Genomic DNA, 16,585 nt, shown 5'->3' on the forward strand with positions numbered 1-16,585 from the left:
TCGGATATCTCCTTTCAGATATGAACCTATGTAAGGCCAGCAGATATGAGCTATGCAAACGATTCAACTTTGTTAGCACTCCCATCATTCGAGTGCTAGCCTACCTTTTTTATAACATTCCTCATTTTTTATGTCAATATCTCGGTTGGCTGAGCAGTAAAATTACATTTTAGGAAATCGCTAGTGTCTAATGTGCTTAAACATCACGTTAAACATTTCGACAGAAGATGGAAACAGCCCCTGTACATGGGGAAGCAGATTACTCCTGATTCGTAGCTCATCCTCATTCAAATGCTGTAGGTCCTCATGAAAGAACCAAACAATAGGATAATCGCCGTCCTTATGTCTGCTGCCTGCATTTAAACAAACGGGGCCCTGGTCGTCCTCTGCTATTGCAAAAGGAATGTAGCCTGCTGATAGCAGAGGTGACCATTGATCAATCAAATCATAAAATGCCTTTAAGCCTTGACCTACAGGCAGACGTGGAAACTCAACAAACGTACAATCGCTCCAGTATACTCCCGGAATGGATTCATTATCGAATTGTAAAGATACATAATGGTAGGCCATGATAAAACTCCTCAGCAGGGGCGGCAGCTCAAAATGGTATTTTTCCTCCATCTCCCGAACTTCCTGTTCAGTAATCTGTGAAGGGAGAGGCTTCCATTTGATCCATCCCTCCTCGTCGACATTCCCATCACGCATTTCAATCGGTACATTTTCTTCCACATCCATAAAAAAGGCTTCATCCATTTGAGCAAATAGTTCCTTCATGGATGTACGAATATCCGCTTTCTTGTCCATGTCCTCACACCTCTTTCCTCTCTATTCACATTTTGCATCATGGGTTAATGCCAAATGCCCTCTATCTGAAAATAGCATTGTAATCATGTGTTACTACACTTTTTAAGTTCAGCTTATCAGAACTTGCTTTTATCACCATTTGCGGAATATTAGTATTACCAGCGCAATGGCTCATAGTTCCGCCAGATCACCCAACGCGCTGTCTCGTGAATTGGCGCGGTGCCAATGCTATATTCGTCCTTCGTGCCGCTCTGCAAATCAATCAAATGAAGCATACCTCCATACGTTCCAACCGCCAACATACCTTTATCAGGTGTAACTGCCAGCCCGGATATCGTACTGCCGACAAAATAGCGCCAAAGTTCACGACCCTTCCTGTCAATCAGACGGAGATAACCGTAGGCATCACCCAAAATAGATCCTTGTGTCAGCGCTGTTGCGGCGTATACTCGCATTTCTTCATTGATTATCGGCCATTCTTCCTTATTCTGAGCAAGACCCTGCTCCACCTCAGCAATCGATACTTGAATGGTGGCACCGTTATAGAAATGACAGGCATTGTACCAGACGTCCAGATCATCTTTGGAAAATAGGGCATAATGCGGATAACTAGAACTTGGCTCCAATGTATGCACCGTCTTATCGGACAGATCCATAAGCATATGCTCACTCATCTGGCTGCCGTATGCGATCCAGCGTCCATCCCTCGACACAGCTCCATGTGCCATATCCACAATCGTATCTTCCAGCTCTAGTTCTCTTCGTTCAGACGCCTTAGGATGGATCAAATCCACCTGATCACCAGCCAGCAAATAAACGCCGTAACCACAAACCAGCAGAAGTCGCTGTCCGTCGCCAAACGGAATCACTTCATCTAATATATCCTCAGGATGATCCTCATCTCCCAAGCACTCCAGATCAGGAATGGATGCTTTTAAGCGTCCTTGTATATCCTTCCACTGAAAATGTGCTGTCTCTTCTCCTTGCAGATTTCGGTCCGGTTGACGAACAATACGAATCCCCTGTCCATCCACCAACGCAAAATAAGTCCCGTCCGGCGAACAGCCTACTCGATGCAGTCCGGGGATTTGCAAGATTCCATCTTTTCCCGTCACATAGATCGTCCCACGTTCCCGAGGATTGCCCGCATGTACAATGATTTCATTGCCTCCATTCACAAAAGCTATCGGCCTAACGGCTTGCAAAGCCTCCTCGAACGCTGGTGTAAGCGGCCAAGACGCGGCTGGAATTTCTCGACGTAACTGCTCCATTTCACCAGCCTGATTTGCCTCCTGAATCATACGAAAAATATCTTTAGCCATCTTGGGGCGTTCGTCCTGCTTTGGCTCTGATTGCTCCTGCTGCCATTCACTTTCCATGCCGACTCTGATAAATTCATTCACATCTGCGGCATACCTTTTTCCTTCCTGTCGCCACTTTGCTGCCATTTCATGATTCAACCAACTCATTTGCTTCCCCCATCCAGTGTATGTATGCCCCGTTTGTTCTACAGGCTTTGTTCATTCTGTTAGGTGGTTTCTCACCTTTGTCAGCACAGACCACAGGTCTGTCACTGCCTTCACCTCTTCATAGTCCAGAAAGGCATCTCGTTTGTCATAGTATTTTACCGCCATAATCACCATCTGAAGCGTCACTGGCTGTCCGGCAGCCTTAAGGACTTCCACAATACTTTCGAAGGTCGCCAACTCAAACCAGGTTTGAACCTGACGATCCGGCACCCACTTGGGAATATACTCGTCCTGTTCGTTGGTTACGGCTGTACCCTCCTCTGCACATTCCTCTAGCCAATGCTCATCCCAATAATAAATCGGTGTGTAAACAGGGTCCTGATCCCATTGATCCACATTCACATATAACCAGTTATTATGCAGTTGCCCCACGCTACGCACCAATTCCTGTAATCCTTCAAATACACGATAAGACGGGCGCTCTCTGCGACGGTAATCCTCAAGTCTTGTCTCATACCTGCTCATCTCCAACCTCCCGCTTCCTATATCAGCTAAACACTCAAAATTCGCATAACATACATTTACAACTTATAAAACCCGATATAATTACAAGCACCTCGTAAAGTGTCAAGACTACATAAGGAGATTGATCTATTCATGAAAAGAATCACCGCACTTGTTATCCTGTCCTTGCTATTACTTGTATCCCCGATCTACGCTGCTGCCCCAGCACCTATGCTGGTCTATGTGGACCAGAGTAACCACTCCTTCATCCCGCTTCGTCTCCTGAACAGCTATGAAGGGATCACACTCAACATGACGGCAGCGGACAAAAAAATAGAAATTGCGCAAGGCAATACTCGGATTACCCTATTTGCCGGAAAATCTACTGCCAAAGTGAACGATCAAACGGTCCGTTTGCAAAATGCTCCTTTTACCGATAATGGTTCGACCTATGTACCCTTGCAGTTCATCAGCCAATATCTAAACCTGCAAGTCTCATGGCAAAAGGAAACCTCAGCTGTACGCATTAAGCAGGGTACAACGTCCGTCACGCTTCCGGTACTTACCGGTAAGCTACCCGGAAATACTACACCCATTACGACGGCTCATAAAAGCTTCAAGGTCGGATCTCGTACCTTTTCCGCTAAGGTGGTCACCATCTCTATGCTCCATCCCAAGGTAAGCCTGGATGTGGCTCTGGCAGGCAATACTATCGGCAAAGTGGAAGACTTAAGCAGTCTCGCCAAACGTAATCAAGCGGTTGTAGCCATAAATGGTACATTCTTTGACGCCTATACCAAAAGCTCCTACAAAACGCCTTACGGCTACCTGGTCAGTCACGGAAAGATGTTGAAAAAAAGCTCCGGCGACCAACGGACGGTCTTCACCTACGATGCTAACCATTTAGCTGAACTGGTGTCAGGTTCTGCCTTTGAACAAAGATTAAGCCAAGGTAACATCGAAGGTGCCCTGCAAGCTGGGCCTCGTCTGGTCACGAACGGACAGGTTTCCCTAAATGTCAAAGCCGAAGGCTTCAAGGACCCTAAAATATTAACAGGCGGCGGCGCCCGCAGCGCACTCGGAATGAGTCGGGATCATAAGCTGATCCTCCTGACCACAAGCGGAGCGACTATACCGCAGCTCGCCCAAATGATGAAACAGGCCGGAGCTTATCAGGCCATGAATCTGGACGGCGGTGCTTCCAGCGGGCTGTATTACAACGGCTCCTACCTCACCACACCCGGCCGCCAAATCAGCAATGCCATTATTGTAAAGTATCAATAGACGGATAAAGGGCTGTCTTCACGGATGTGTAAGCCGTGGGGATAGCCCTTTTTCCATTTTCCCCGGTTCCGGTTGTTCCTGCTTCCACCTGTTCAGGTGGCTTGTATGGGCCATTACGGGTTGATCCTGCAACCTACAATCGAATCAGCCCCGTAAAGCTATTGGTGCCTTCGCTTCCTTTTTTTAAAGAAAGATAAATACGATTGTCTTCTCTGCTCGCCAAGCATTCATAAATTCCGGGTTGCACAGAAAGGAACGTCCCTCCCCATACACATTCAGGCTCCAGTCCACCACTTGTGGCTTCCTCCCCCGCTCCAATAAACAGGTTGCCTGAGGGAACCTTCAAAAACAGCCGTACAGCAGGCTTGTCAATATGATCTGTCATCACAACCTCATAGGTCCCGTCGGCTCCCAGATTCAAAAAAGCTACATTTCCTTTGTTCAACTCGCCCAGCTCGTCCTCTTCAATGGACCACCAATCCGGATCATCGTCCAAACGATGCTTAAGAGCTTGCGTATCAAATAGGCAAAGAGTCGCCGTATCTGTTGTAAATTGAAATGGACTGCTTGCCGTATTCATCATGTGATCCTCCTGATTTTGGTCAGCCAATTTCTGTTTTCCCACGTCTTACGCTATCCGTATTGCCATATACTTGAGGGAAAATCTCCCTGTATGTAAAGTATAACAATGCTTGTAGGGCCAGACAACATGTTGGGCTAACACCCATTCTGCATAAAAAAGCCCTCCCTCACGATGTCGTGAAAGAAGGCCGATTTGTGGATTTAAGCGATGCTAACCTGCTGTTAGATCAGAAAAGACTTAGTAATAATCACCAACAAAATGAACAATACCAAAATCGCTCCTGTGGATGTCCATGCTCCACCGTAACCTACTTCACCCATGTCTGAATCCCTCCTTGCGTTAAAGCTTACTCTTATCGTATGAAGAAAAGCGGATAACGACAGGGCGAATCGGCAAGTTTATTTGCCATGGAAGGACTACTCAGAAAATGGACTGATACGTTTGAGATAGATCGCTAATGACTCTGGATGACAACTGGCAGAGAAGTCGTCCGTTCTTCGCAGTAACCTGCTCACATCCTTGTACTTCATTTTTTGAAGGAGCGGGGTTTCTAACTGGGATGAAAGAAATTGAGTGGTGCCTATAAATACAACAACATCCAATCCCGGGTTGGTTTCGGTATGTAATAAGTGCAGCAGATCAGTCATAGACAGGAATCCGGGAGGGAAAAGGCTGTTGTTTTCTTTCATATATAGTGCTTGTACAGGATTTGGGCTAGTTTCATGTGGTATTGGGATAGAGTGTGAAAATCCGTTATTGAATTATGTAGGTGTTGTGAGGGTCTGGACGGTTGAGTGGAACTTGGAATAAAGGTAGAAGGAGCTTCTTTCATATCCTATTCCTCCAGAGAATTTCAATATTAGTCTTATTATACTCTGAAATAATACTTATAGATATAATAAATGCTAAATATACGATTCTTAATCTCATGTTTACCCAAGAAAATCTTGTCTACACTTTTTAGTATGAAGGGGTGTAGACAAATGCAGGACAAAGAAGTATTAAAGCTAGTTGGGGCTAGAATTAGAGTGTTACGCAAAGAAAGAGGCCTCTCACAAGAAGCTCTTGGAGAAAAAGGTGGATTTCATTTTACATACATTGGACAGATCGAACGTGGAGAAAAGAATGTTTCTTTAATAAATGTAGCTAAGATCGCAAAAGCACTAGACGTAAACTTAATTCAGTTATTTTCATATGTAAGCGAGGACTCTAAAATTGTGGAGTCTGATGAAGATATTATACAAATTATTACGATGCTCAAAAAATCGAGTCCAGAGAAAGTACGTTTGGCGAGGAATGTGATAAGGGAAATTACAAATTAAAAAAGATTTTTTTTGTTTTCAAAATTATGAAAATCAAATAAACCCACCCGTTTCTTAAATACAGGTGGGTTCTTCGACTATGGTTGTCTCCACACTCCAATATGATGAGAGACCAAATATTACTGCACCTTATAGCGAGGCCTTTCTCCAGTGTATCTTCCCGTATATTACTACCACGCACTCCACGTGTGTCGAGACTATGGTAAGGATATACTTCCTCCCCTATATCTACTTCCAAAAATACACATAGTAAACACCCCAACCAATGGGCCATTTTGTAAACTAACTCTCTCTTTTAACCAATAAATACATATGATGGCTTGTTTATTAAATATCACCTCTCGTCCCTTTATAGCGTACAAACCTTGTAATACATATCTATCTTGACAGATAGTTGTACTCATCTGCGGTTTGTGTAACCAGAAGCGAATTTTAGATGACGTGCTTCACTTGGAAATACCCATCGCATCTAGAAAGGAGTCATGAACTCACTTGAGCGTATTATCAGATGGGATCGGATATGAAAGCCTACGCTTTTATGGTCCCTTTCAGCCACAATACATCGAACAACTTCAAATAACACGTGCCATTAACGATCATGCCTATTTACATATCAGTGGGTTACTCTCCGAAGAACAAGGAGCTGCATGCATCAGACAGGATATGGAGCAAGAGCCAATTGTGATTCGTCCGTTGAATGATCAGGGACAATCGCTGAGAAGATTGTTCCATGGGATTGTTACGCGTATGTCCGTACATTGTGTACGAGGCGTGTATACGTTTGAACTGGAGGCCGCTTCCCATTCGTACCAGATGGATATTAAGCGTAAAAGGCGCTCCTATCAGGATATTCACCGTACCTATGATGATCTGGTCACTGCGCTGGTTCGAAAATATCAATACGGAGACGCCATTGATACCGTAACTAATTATGCCAAGCTGGATACATTTGTTTTACAATATGAGGAGACGGATTGGGCGTTTTTAAAACGTCTCGCCTCTCGCTTTGGCTCCGTACTTGTGCCAGAGGTAAGCGCAGCCTCGCCCAAGGTTTTCTTCGGGATGCTAGAAGGCAAGCAACATAAGGTAAAGCAGGATGTATTTTATCGTGTACGAAAAACATTTCATGAGCTGGATGTAAAAAAGCCGGGAGAACGTGCTGGCTCGTATGTCACCTACATGATCGAAAGTCTGCAATACTATGCGCTGGGCGACCTCATCACCTTACAATTGGACAAGGCAAAGAACTGGTCGTGGTTCGAGCAGTGACGACCTTAGCGGATGGCTTACTAACTAGGAAAACAATCCCTTCAATATAAGGCCGGCATATTGACCGATCTGATCACTAGAGCATGGAGGCCTCGATGTTTTCCCTTATTTGATTTTTCATAATAAAAATTCACTACATAAAAAGTCCAACGACGACCAGTAAAACGGTCTTCCGTTCATTGCTTACTATTTTTCTTACGAATCATGCCAAATAAAAAAATCAATAATAAAACAGAGAACAAAAATGTATAACCTATTAGCAAGGGTTTTAGATTAGATTCTCCTGTATTGGTATATATTCTTCCTCCTAGAATAAGAAGCATAATTAATGATAGCCCAAAATTTTCACGGTTATATTTCCTTGTCTTATATTTAATAATTCTATAAATCAGAAAAAATAGTAGTAAGAAAGATACTATCGAGATAATAACGAAAACCATATTTGCATGTCCCCCTTTAAAATAAAATTAGCAAAGGTTTAATATCACCTTTGCTAATTTTATTACTCTTCATTCGAAAATTACATACGTTGAATATAATTATATGCTTGTTTAAGACTAGATCTAGCTTGTGAACGATCATTAACCACTCCAGCCGCTGATGCTGCTCCAGTAAGTCCAGAGCCGACTAATTCTACAACTGTTTCCCATGTCAAGTTGGCCAGATTGGTTTCAAGAAGCATTACGCCACCTATGATTTTGTTAGTCCAATATTTCATCTATGCTCATTCCACATTTCAAGGTAAAAACAAAATGCACTGGTGAGAGAATCGTGATCTTCTCCACCAACGCATTAATTAGGTTATCAACAAATTGTTCTAGTATAGCTTGCCGATTGTTTGAAATTTGAATAATCTCATCTACACGCTCCTTGATCTTCGCTTGCTAATCCTCTATCTCTTCTATCCTTTAATATCAGAGTCTGTTGTCGTAGCTCGTTGAGTTCACTGGAAAGCTATATTAACTCCCTATTTACCCTTACTTCCAAATCTCGTCCGCAATCTCTTTAATGAAAGCAAGCTTCTTCCACTGCTGCTCTTCTGTCAGAACATTGCCCTCTTCTGTCGAAGCAAAACCGCATTGTGGGCTGAGGCAGATGTGGTTGATGTCGACGAATTGAGTCGCTTCCTTAATACGATTAATGACCGTCTGCTTGTCTTCCAGTTCACCTGTTTTGGAGGAAACGAGGCCCAGTACGACCTGCTTTTGATCTTTCAGATGCTTAAGCGGTGTGAAATCACCTGCACGGTCGGTATCGAATTCGAGGTAGTAGCCGTCGATGTTGTCGATGCCGAACAGAGTTTCGGCTACAGGCTCATAGCCGCCAGAGGATGCCCAGGTGGAATGGTAGTTACCACGGCATACGTGGGTCGTAACGACCAAATCGGCTGGGAGATCATTCACCGTTTCCTGATTCACGCGAGCGAACAGCTTTTTGGTATCTTCCACATTCTCACCCGCATGCTGTCTAGCTTCCCAATAGTTTTTATCACAGAGCATACCCCATGTGCAATCATCCAGCTGTAAGCTGCGGCAACCCTCATTGTACAACGCTTGAATCACGGATTTGTAAGCTTTGGCGATATCCGTCACCAGTTCATCCAGATTGCTGTAATACGTGTCGGTTGTTTCTTTATTTTCGCCACGCAACAGCTCAGCCAGAAATTGCGCAGGTGCCGGGATCGTTTGGCGCGCGATCGCATCCTCACCTGCTACTTGCTTCAGGAATTTGAAATCTTCAATGAAAGGATGACGGGAATGTCCGATTTTACCGGACAAGCGCGCGGTTTCCGCTCTTGTTTCCACACCTTGGAATTGGTAGCCGTTCGAAAGCTGTACCTTTTCCACGCCGTCCAGCCCCCACATAAAATCAAGATGCCACCAAGAGCGCCTGAATTCACCGTCCGTCACGGCTTGAAGTCCTACGGATTTTTGCTTTTCTACTAGCTTGATAATTTCGTTATCTTCAATCTTTCTCAGCTCGTCCGCAGAGATTTCATTATTTTGAAATTGAATTCTGGCGTCTTTAATCGCTTGCGGGCGCAAAAAGCTTCCGACCATATCATGTCTAAAAGGGGTCACTTTACGTTGGGATGCATTGTCAAGGATGCTGCTCATTAGGGTTATCTCCTTTTTCGCTTCTGTAGTGAAGTTCTTGTAAGAAAGATAACATACATTTTCAGTTATAAGGTAACTCCAATAAACTATAGCTAGTTATAGCCTAAGGCTATATCCAACCTTTTATTCCCCTATCGCCTCATGCAGCGCTTCTACATAGACGGTAGCCAGCTTGGAGAGCGCAGCGTTTTTATGGCAAATCCATCCCACATTAATAGACTCATCACATTCCAGAGGGACGGAAATAATGTCGTTACCGTTCAGATCCGCACTGATCACCCCGGTAGAAATCGTATAGCCGTTCAAGCCAATGAGCAAATTAAAAAGGGTCGCCCGGTCATGGACACGAATGCTTTTGGGATGCGATAACGTACTGAGAATTTCCTCGGAAAAGTGAAAAGAATTGTACTCCCCTTGCTCAAAGGACAGATACGGATAGGGATGAAGCTGATCAATGGTCACGATAGACTGTCGGGAGAGCGGATTATTGGCACTGATAAAAATATGCGGCTTGGCCGTAAACAGGCTATTGAATTGCAAATTCGCATCTTTTAACAGCTTGTTAATGACCTTGGCATTAAATTCGTTCAGATACAGGATTCCGATCTCACTGCGCAGGCTTTTGACATCCTGTATGATTTCATGGGTTTTGGTCTCCCGCAAAGCCAGTTCATACTCATCTTGACCATATTGATTTACCAGATTTACGAATGCATTTACAGCAAATGCGTAATGCTGCGTGGACACAGCAAAATGCTGTGGTGAAGGCTTGGCATCCAGATAGCGACTTTCCAGCAGCTCCGCCTGCTCAACGACCTGACGTGCATAACCGAGGAATTCCACACCTTCCTTGGACAAAGAAATTCCCTTATTGGTACGCTCAAAAATGGTGATATGAATTTCTTCCTCCAAATCACGAATCGCGTTCGACAGGCTGGGCTGGGAAATGAACAACCGCTTCGCCGCCTCATTCATGGAGCCGCGATTGGCAACCTCAATGACATATTTTAATTGTTGTAAGGTCAATGCATGATGTCCTTTCCGTTTGTGTTTCTTCTATTATATAATACATAATCACACTTCTGGAAAAGGGATAGTTGTTGCTTAAATGAAATCAGCCTCTCCCCCTAAGGTTTAAAAAATATAAACACCTCCCTAAATGGAAATCTTCCATTTCAAGGAGGTGCTTTTTCACGGCTGCTTTAATTAACGAATTTCACCGTTTGTGGAGATCAGCTTTTGATACCAATAGAAGCTTTGTTTACGAATACGACGCAGATCCTTGAGATCAAACTCCTCACGATCCACATAGATAAACCCGTAACGCTTACTGGAGCCTTGATGGGTACTAACAAGATCAATCGCAGACCACGGACAGAAGCCGAATACTTCTACACCGTCTGTAATAGCCAGTTGAATCTGCTCGATATGTTTCTTGAAAAAGTCAATGCGGTAAGGATCATTCACTACATCCCCTTCTTCAAGCTTGTCAAAAGCGCCCAAGCCGTTCTCTGTCACGATTAAAGGCAAGTGGTAGCGAGAATAAATTTGGCGTAATGTGGTTCTAAAGCCGACCGGATCAATCTCCCAACCAAACTCCGTCGTTTGCAGGTTGGGGTTGATGGAACCTCGGTACGCTCCGGGTTCACCCACAATTTCATGCTGATCTCCTGTATGTGAAAAATCATTTCCGTCATCTAAACTTTCTCCTACGGTTTGAGAGGTATAATAATTAAATGCGATAAAGTCCGGGTTCCCCTTCGCTAAAATGTCCATATCCCCTTCTTCAATGACAGGCTCATAGCCTTTCTCGACCAAATAGCTCCACGCAATGTGATTGTAACGGCCAAATACAGCCATATCCAGATAGAGCCAGTTGCGAATGGCTGCATAGTTATCAGCCGCCAGTGTATCTTCCGGCTTGGAACTGGCTGGATAGATAACCCCGATATTCGGCGCAGGTCCAATTTTCGCGTCAGGTAGCATTTCATGGCACAATACCATTGCTTTCGCCTGCGCGACTAACATATGATGATTTTGTTGATACAGTACCCTTTGTGGATTTTCGAGACTTGTATCTAATGTGCCAATAGAACCGGGATGGAGAATCAGCATGTTCTGCTCATTAATGGTTAACCAATATTTCACCCTGTCTCCAAAGTTCTCAAACAATGTTTTGGCATACTGTTCGAAGGCATCAATCGTCTCCCTCTTCGACCAACCGCCTTGTTTTTCAAGAGCATAAGGCAGATCAAAATGATACATAGTAACAATCGGTTCAATCCCGTATTTAATTAGTTCATCAATTAATGAGCTGTAAAACGCGATTCCCTTCTGATTAACTTCACCTGCGCCCTGGGGATAAATACGTGTCCAAGCAATAGAGAAACGATATGCTTTAAAGCCCATTTCAGCCATCAGAGCTACGTCTTCTTTGAACATATGGTAATGATCACTGGTTACCTTAAAATCAGTGACCCCTTCGACGTGATTAGCCATGTCAATGACAGAAGGTCCTTTTCCATCTTCGTCCCATGCACCCTCTACTTGATAAGCGGAAGTGGAAGCTCCCCAGAAAAAATTTTCAGGAAATGCCTTCAATTGATTATGTTTCATGATCTAGTCCCTCCAGTTATAGTTATATCCTTCTGATGTTCGCAATTCGTGTATGTGATGATGCTTGCCAGTATCACACAACCAAAGTTAACAATACTTCATTTTTTTGAATCTGCTCCTGATTTGTCTCAAATACGTCCACTTTATGTTGCGTAAGTGTGACGATGACAGGCGTCACGATTTCGTATCCTGCTTCAATAATCTGCTCCCTGTCAAATTGGATTAACAAATCGCCCTGTTTCACGCCGTCGCCCTCTTTAACCACTGGATTAAAATGCTTCCCTTTCAGCGCAACGGTGTTAATTCCGATATGAATTAATATCTCTGTACCTGCACTGGAAGTCAATCCTATGGCATGTCCTGTGGGGAACAGCGAGGTTACAACTCCATCTATTGGCGCTACAACCTCGCCGACAGACGGTTCAATGGCTAACCCTTTTCCCATGGCCCCTGTAGAAAATGCAGAATCATTCACTTGACTCAGTGGTGTGGTCCTGCCTGTGATCGGGCTGTAGATTGTTTCTTTCTTGATATCAACGGCCTTGGTTGCTGTAACAACAGGCTCTGGTTCTGCTGTTTTCACGGATTCAACTGTTTCTGGGGCCTCCCCCTTTACCTTGCTTTCATATCCAAAAATAAGGATCAGCATCGTTGCAGCTATAAATGAACATGCAATGGCGATAACATAAATTAAGGTTGGCGTATATACTGGAATTGCAAAAATGTTGTGAAAAACATAAGCCGTCATTTTCACTCCAAAATGTCCATTGATAGCTCCGCCTAGAGCGCCTGCGATAATGACAATCGGAATGACACGTTTATAACGAAGCACCAGACCATACACAATCGGCTCTGTCACACCAGCCAGCAATCCTGTAATACTCGTGGAACCGGCAAGAGTTCTAAGTGTTTTATCTTTTCTCGCCTTCAGGAAGATACCAAATGCGACACCAATTTGAGCAAATACAGCTGCTGCAGCCATCGCCTCAATCGGATCACCGCCAACACCGATATTTTGAATCGTAATGGGTGTAAAACCCCAGTGAAGTCCGAAGACGACCATAAAGGTCATAAAACCGCCAAGAACAATCCCTGACAAAATGCCACTTACACCGATTAACCATGTCACACCTGAAGAAATCCAATCTCCTACCCCTGTACCGAAAGGTCCGAAAGCCATCGCAGATAGCGGAACCATAATCATCAAAGCCAGCATCGGAACTAAAAATAGTTGTAAATCCTTAAGAATGATCTTCTTCAAAAACTTATCCACCAACGCATATATGCTAATGGATATGAAAATCGGGAAAATACTGGCGGAGTAGTTCATCATGACTACCGGTATTCCTAAAAACGATACATCAGACCCTTTGTCCATCAGTCCCGTAAAGTTGGGTTCCATGAGAGCCGCACCGATCACACCAGCTACATAAGGATTCGCCTTCAGCTTTATACCAAGCGTGATCCCAAGCAAAATCGGCAAAAAGTAAAACACAGCATTCCCTGCAGCAGACAGGATCATATAAGTATCACTTGTTGCAGACATCCATCCCAGCAGAGTCAGAACCGTCAGGAGTGCTTTTATCATTCCTGAGCCCGCCATCGCCGGAATCAACGGGGAGAAACTGCCCGAAATGACTTCAAAGATTGTGGATATGACCGATGTTTTTTTACCACTAGATTCACTGGCTGTAGAGGAATTCGATTCAAAATTCCTGTTTTTCATGATCTCCGCATATACATAGGCAACATGGCTGCCAATAACAACTTGAAATTGTCCTCCGCTTTCAACAACTGTAATGATCCCCTCGTGCTTCTCAAGCGCTTCTCTTTCGGCTTTTCGTGAATCCTTCAGGTCAAATCGGAGTCGTGTAGCACAATGGACAAGCCCATTGATATTTTCTTCTCCTCCAACGAGACGTACGATGTCTTCGCCCATTTTCTTATGGTCCATGTTCATTCTCCTCTTGGGCAGATTGCCTGAAAACAAAAAAATACCTAAACGAAAGGCCTGTATGATCAAAGAACATGATCACTGCCATTCATTTAGGTATCGCCTGCTTAACCAGTAACAATCCTTATATTTAAGTTGTGAGCCTACTATAAATCACTTAGAAATCGTTTGCAAGCTTTTTTTTCTAAGAAGTAGCCATATCGTTTCTGGAGGTTACACGCTGTATATGAATCGTCAAATACACTTTTTCGTCAATCGACATAGCACTTTCATGCTTTAATTCCAAATATTGATTGATTAATTGGGTGCATTGAAAAGCCCTCTCGTATTTATCTTTGACTTGGTCATACAAGAAATTATCCCCTGAAGCTAGTTGTTCTTGTTCATTGCTCAGCAATCGTTGGGCAAAGTACTGCAAATGAGTAATAAACCGGGAATAATTGAACGAAGTTTCATCCAGTGTAATCTGATAGTAATCGGTTACAATGTTGAAAATGTCATCAATGACCTCGGTAATCTCAACCGTTTGTTTCATTCCCTGACCGTCTTGTCTTGCATTTACAAAATGCATAGCAATAAAGCTGGCTTCATGCTCATCCATTTGGATGCCAAATTGAGCATGGATAATGTCCAAAGCATTCATTCCGATCATAAATTCTTTTTTGTAAAATTTTTTAATTTGCCATAAGAGTGAATTTTTAAGTCCCACGGATTTTCTGTATCGAGAGATGGCAAATTGAATATGGTCAATCAGAGAAATATAGATGTTATCACTAAAAATATCTCCCATTTCCTTTTTTGCGCCGCCTACAATTTCATCCGCCACCTTTAAATACTCTACAGATGTTTCCCCAATAAGATCTATTAATTTTTGTGGAATTTTATCAGACTTTAATACAAAGGTTTTTTCTATTTTTTCCTCATCGACCCTCTGGCCATTTTTCTTTTTAAAGCCCAGGCCATTCCCTATGACAACAAATTCATGACCCACCTGATTTTCGACTCGGATGACATTGTTGTTAAAAATTTGCCGGATGATCATTTATCTGCTCACCTCATTGATGTAATGACAAAGTTTGTAATAACAAAAAAAACCAAATAACGACTAAATCAATTAGTCATTATTTGGGTATCGCCTGCTTACCAGTAACAATCCCGAAGGGCACTTCACCCCTCATTCAATTACCCTTACTATACCGCTTTCAATGCAGAATAACAATACAAACATGTTGAAAAGCCTTCTGGAAAGATAGTTTTGACCAAATCAGATAAAAATACTGAGTATCATCACGATGCCAAAAGCACTGAACCCGAGAATGGTTTCCATGACTGTCCACGTTTTCAGGGTTTGAGGTACGGACAGGTTCATGTATTCTTTAACAATCCAGAAGCCGGAGTCATTCACGTGGGACAAAATGATCGAGCCTGCTCCGGTAGCCAACACCAGTAGCTCCGGGCTCACCCCCGGCATCGTGACTGCAATCGGAGCGACAATACCTGCCGCCGTCGTCATGGCTACCGTGGCGGAACCAACGGCGGCCCGGATAAGACCTGCAATCACAAAGGCCAATACAAGCGGAGACAAATGTGCATGCTGGGCAAAACCTGCAATCGCATCTCCTACACCGCTGGCAGTCAGAATCTTGTTGAAACCACCGCCTGCACCGATCAGCAGGATGATAGAAGCAACCGGACCCAAGCAATCGTTCGTAAACTTCAATAGCTGCTTGCTATCGAAGTTGCGTGCATAACCAAAAGAGTAAAGCGAGAACAGCAAAGCAATCAGCAACGCAATAATCGGACTGCCGATGAAATCAATGACCTGTCTGAAGACGTTGGCTTCTGGCAAAATCAGATCGACAATCGTCGCCAGCAGCATCAGGATAACGGGAAGCATAATGGTGAAGAGTGTAATACCAAAGCCCGGCAATTCTCTTTCTTTCGTTTCTGTAAATTGTTCCATCAATTCACTCGAAGTCTCCACCTTGATACGTTTGGAAATCCAGCTTCCGTAGATCGGACCCGCAATCGCTGCGGACGGCAATGCTACGATAAGCGCAAGGAAGATCGTTTTACCAATATTCGCGTTAAAGATACCTACTGCCAGCATCGCTGCCGGATGCGGAGGGATAAGACTATGCACAACCGCCAATCCAGCCACGAGAGAAATTCCGATTTTGATCAGCGAAGTTCCGGTATGCTTGGCGATTACGAATACGAGCGGAAACAACAGTACGATACCTACCTGAATGAATACCGGGATACCACAAATAACAGCGACCACCATCATGGCCCAGTGAACATTTTTCTCACCGAACACCCGCACCATGGTCTTGGCAATCTGCTCCGCACCACCAGACTCAGCCATCAGCTTACCCAGCATCGTACCCAGACCAAGAACAATGGCGATAAAACCGAGCACACTGGCCACACCTTCTTGATAAGCTGTCACAATACTTTTCAGCGGCATACCTGCAATTAGACCCATGAATACAGCACCGACGATGAGCGCGACAAATGGGTTCATTTTGACTTTAGCGATCAGCACAATCAGTCCAATAATAGAAATAAGTGCATACAATAACAAACTTGCATCATGACTGAGTCCGAATACGGAATACATGTTATAACCCCCTCATTAAGTAAGCGCTCTCTAAGTTTGT

14 protein-coding genes and 1 pseudogene are annotated in these 16,585 nt (G+C 43.8%); 3 read left to right on the plus strand and 12 right to left on the minus strand.

Annotated features, from left to right (window positions below; genetic code table 11):
- Window positions 1-180: 180 nt before the first annotated feature.
- The 3 genes from BM358_RS02795 to BM358_RS02805 all read right to left on the minus strand — a co-directional run bounded on the left by BM358_RS02795 (window position 181) and on the right by BM358_RS02805 (window position 2,798).
- Complete coding sequence (locus tag BM358_RS02795) at window positions 181-804, minus strand: SMI1/KNR4 family protein (RefSeq protein ID WP_028542861.1); 624 nt, start codon at window positions 802-804, stop codon at window positions 181-183.
- 155 nt (window positions 805-959) lie between these two features.
- Entirely contained in the window at window positions 960-2,273 is a 1,314-nt protein-coding gene (locus tag BM358_RS02800) for a PQQ-binding-like beta-propeller repeat protein (protein WP_028542862.1), read from the minus strand.
- A gap of 51 nt (window positions 2,274-2,324) precedes the next feature.
- Complete coding sequence (locus BM358_RS02805) at window positions 2,325-2,798, minus strand: DUF7716 domain-containing protein (RefSeq protein WP_028542863.1); 474 nt, start codon at window positions 2,796-2,798, stop codon at window positions 2,325-2,327.
- Window positions 2,799-2,930: 132 nt separating this feature from the next.
- Between BM358_RS02805 and BM358_RS02810 the strand changes: the two genes are divergently transcribed.
- Window positions 2,931-4,061: a phosphodiester glycosidase family protein gene (locus tag BM358_RS02810; RefSeq protein ID WP_028542864.1), complete on the plus strand. Its 1,131-nt coding sequence runs from the start codon at window positions 2,931-2,933 to the stop codon at window positions 4,059-4,061.
- A 133-nt stretch (window positions 4,062-4,194) separates the two neighbouring features.
- Here BM358_RS02810 and BM358_RS02815 read toward each other — a convergent pair whose 3' ends face one another.
- Both BM358_RS02815 and BM358_RS26630 read right to left on the minus strand, forming a co-directional pair.
- Complete coding sequence (locus BM358_RS02815) at window positions 4,195-4,644, minus strand: DUF6386 family protein (protein ID WP_049828504.1); 450 nt, start codon at window positions 4,642-4,644, stop codon at window positions 4,195-4,197.
- A 221-nt stretch (window positions 4,645-4,865) separates the two neighbouring features.
- The gene (locus BM358_RS26630) at window positions 4,866-4,964 is read right to left on the minus strand and encodes a hypothetical protein (protein WP_014599622.1); all 99 of its coding nucleotides are present in this window, start codon (window positions 4,962-4,964) and stop codon (window positions 4,866-4,868) included.
- Window positions 4,965-5,627: 663 nt separating this feature from the next.
- On the opposite strand from BM358_RS26630, the gene BM358_RS02825 reads away from it, so the two are divergent.
- Together BM358_RS02825 and BM358_RS02830 are read left to right on the plus strand one after the other, a co-directional pair.
- A complete protein-coding gene (locus BM358_RS02825) occupies window positions 5,628-5,966 on the plus strand; it encodes a helix-turn-helix domain-containing protein (protein ID WP_028542866.1) in 339 nt (112 codons plus the stop codon).
- Window positions 5,967-6,458: 492 nt separating this feature from the next.
- Window positions 6,459-7,258, plus strand: a pseudogene (locus BM358_RS02830) (contractile injection system protein, VgrG/Pvc8 family); the annotation flags it as partial.
- A gap of 497 nt (window positions 7,259-7,755) precedes the next feature.
- Here BM358_RS02830 and BM358_RS26170 read toward each other — a convergent pair.
- From BM358_RS26170 to BM358_RS02870, 7 genes are all read right to left on the minus strand, one after another.
- Entirely contained in the window at window positions 7,756-7,953 is a 198-nt protein-coding gene (locus BM358_RS26170) for a hypothetical protein (protein WP_143109547.1), read from the minus strand.
- A gap of 259 nt (window positions 7,954-8,212) precedes the next feature.
- Window positions 8,213-9,352, minus strand: coding sequence for a 5-methyltetrahydropteroyltriglutamate--homocysteine S-methyltransferase (locus BM358_RS02845; RefSeq protein ID WP_028542868.1), 1,140 nt, complete (start codon window positions 9,350-9,352; stop codon window positions 8,213-8,215).
- A gap of 123 nt (window positions 9,353-9,475) precedes the next feature.
- Complete coding sequence (locus tag BM358_RS02850) at window positions 9,476-10,378, minus strand: LysR family transcriptional regulator (protein WP_028542869.1); 903 nt, start codon at window positions 10,376-10,378, stop codon at window positions 9,476-9,478.
- A gap of 180 nt (window positions 10,379-10,558) precedes the next feature.
- Window positions 10,559-11,968: a glycoside hydrolase family 1 protein gene (locus BM358_RS02855; protein WP_023987953.1), complete on the minus strand. Its 1,410-nt coding sequence runs from the start codon at window positions 11,966-11,968 to the stop codon at window positions 10,559-10,561.
- A gap of 73 nt (window positions 11,969-12,041) precedes the next feature.
- A complete protein-coding gene (locus tag BM358_RS02860; protein ID WP_028542870.1) occupies window positions 12,042-13,922 on the minus strand; it encodes a beta-glucoside-specific PTS transporter subunit IIABC in 1,881 nt (626 codons plus the stop codon).
- A gap of 184 nt (window positions 13,923-14,106) precedes the next feature.
- On the minus strand, window positions 14,107-14,964 hold the full coding sequence (gene licT / locus BM358_RS02865; RefSeq protein ID WP_028542871.1) for a BglG family transcription antiterminator LicT: 858 nt from the start codon (window positions 14,962-14,964) through the stop codon (window positions 14,107-14,109).
- Between the two features lie 222 nt (window positions 14,965-15,186).
- The gene (locus BM358_RS02870) at window positions 15,187-16,545 is read right to left on the minus strand and encodes a GntP family permease (protein ID WP_028542872.1); all 1,359 of its coding nucleotides are present in this window, start codon (window positions 16,543-16,545) and stop codon (window positions 15,187-15,189) included.
- Window positions 16,546-16,585: the final 40 nt, after the last annotated feature.

Origin of the sequence: Paenibacillus sp. cl130, assembly GCF_900116035.1 — a bacterium.
GTDB classification, from domain to species: domain Bacteria; phylum Bacillota; class Bacilli; order Paenibacillales; family Paenibacillaceae; genus Paenibacillus; species Paenibacillus polymyxa_B.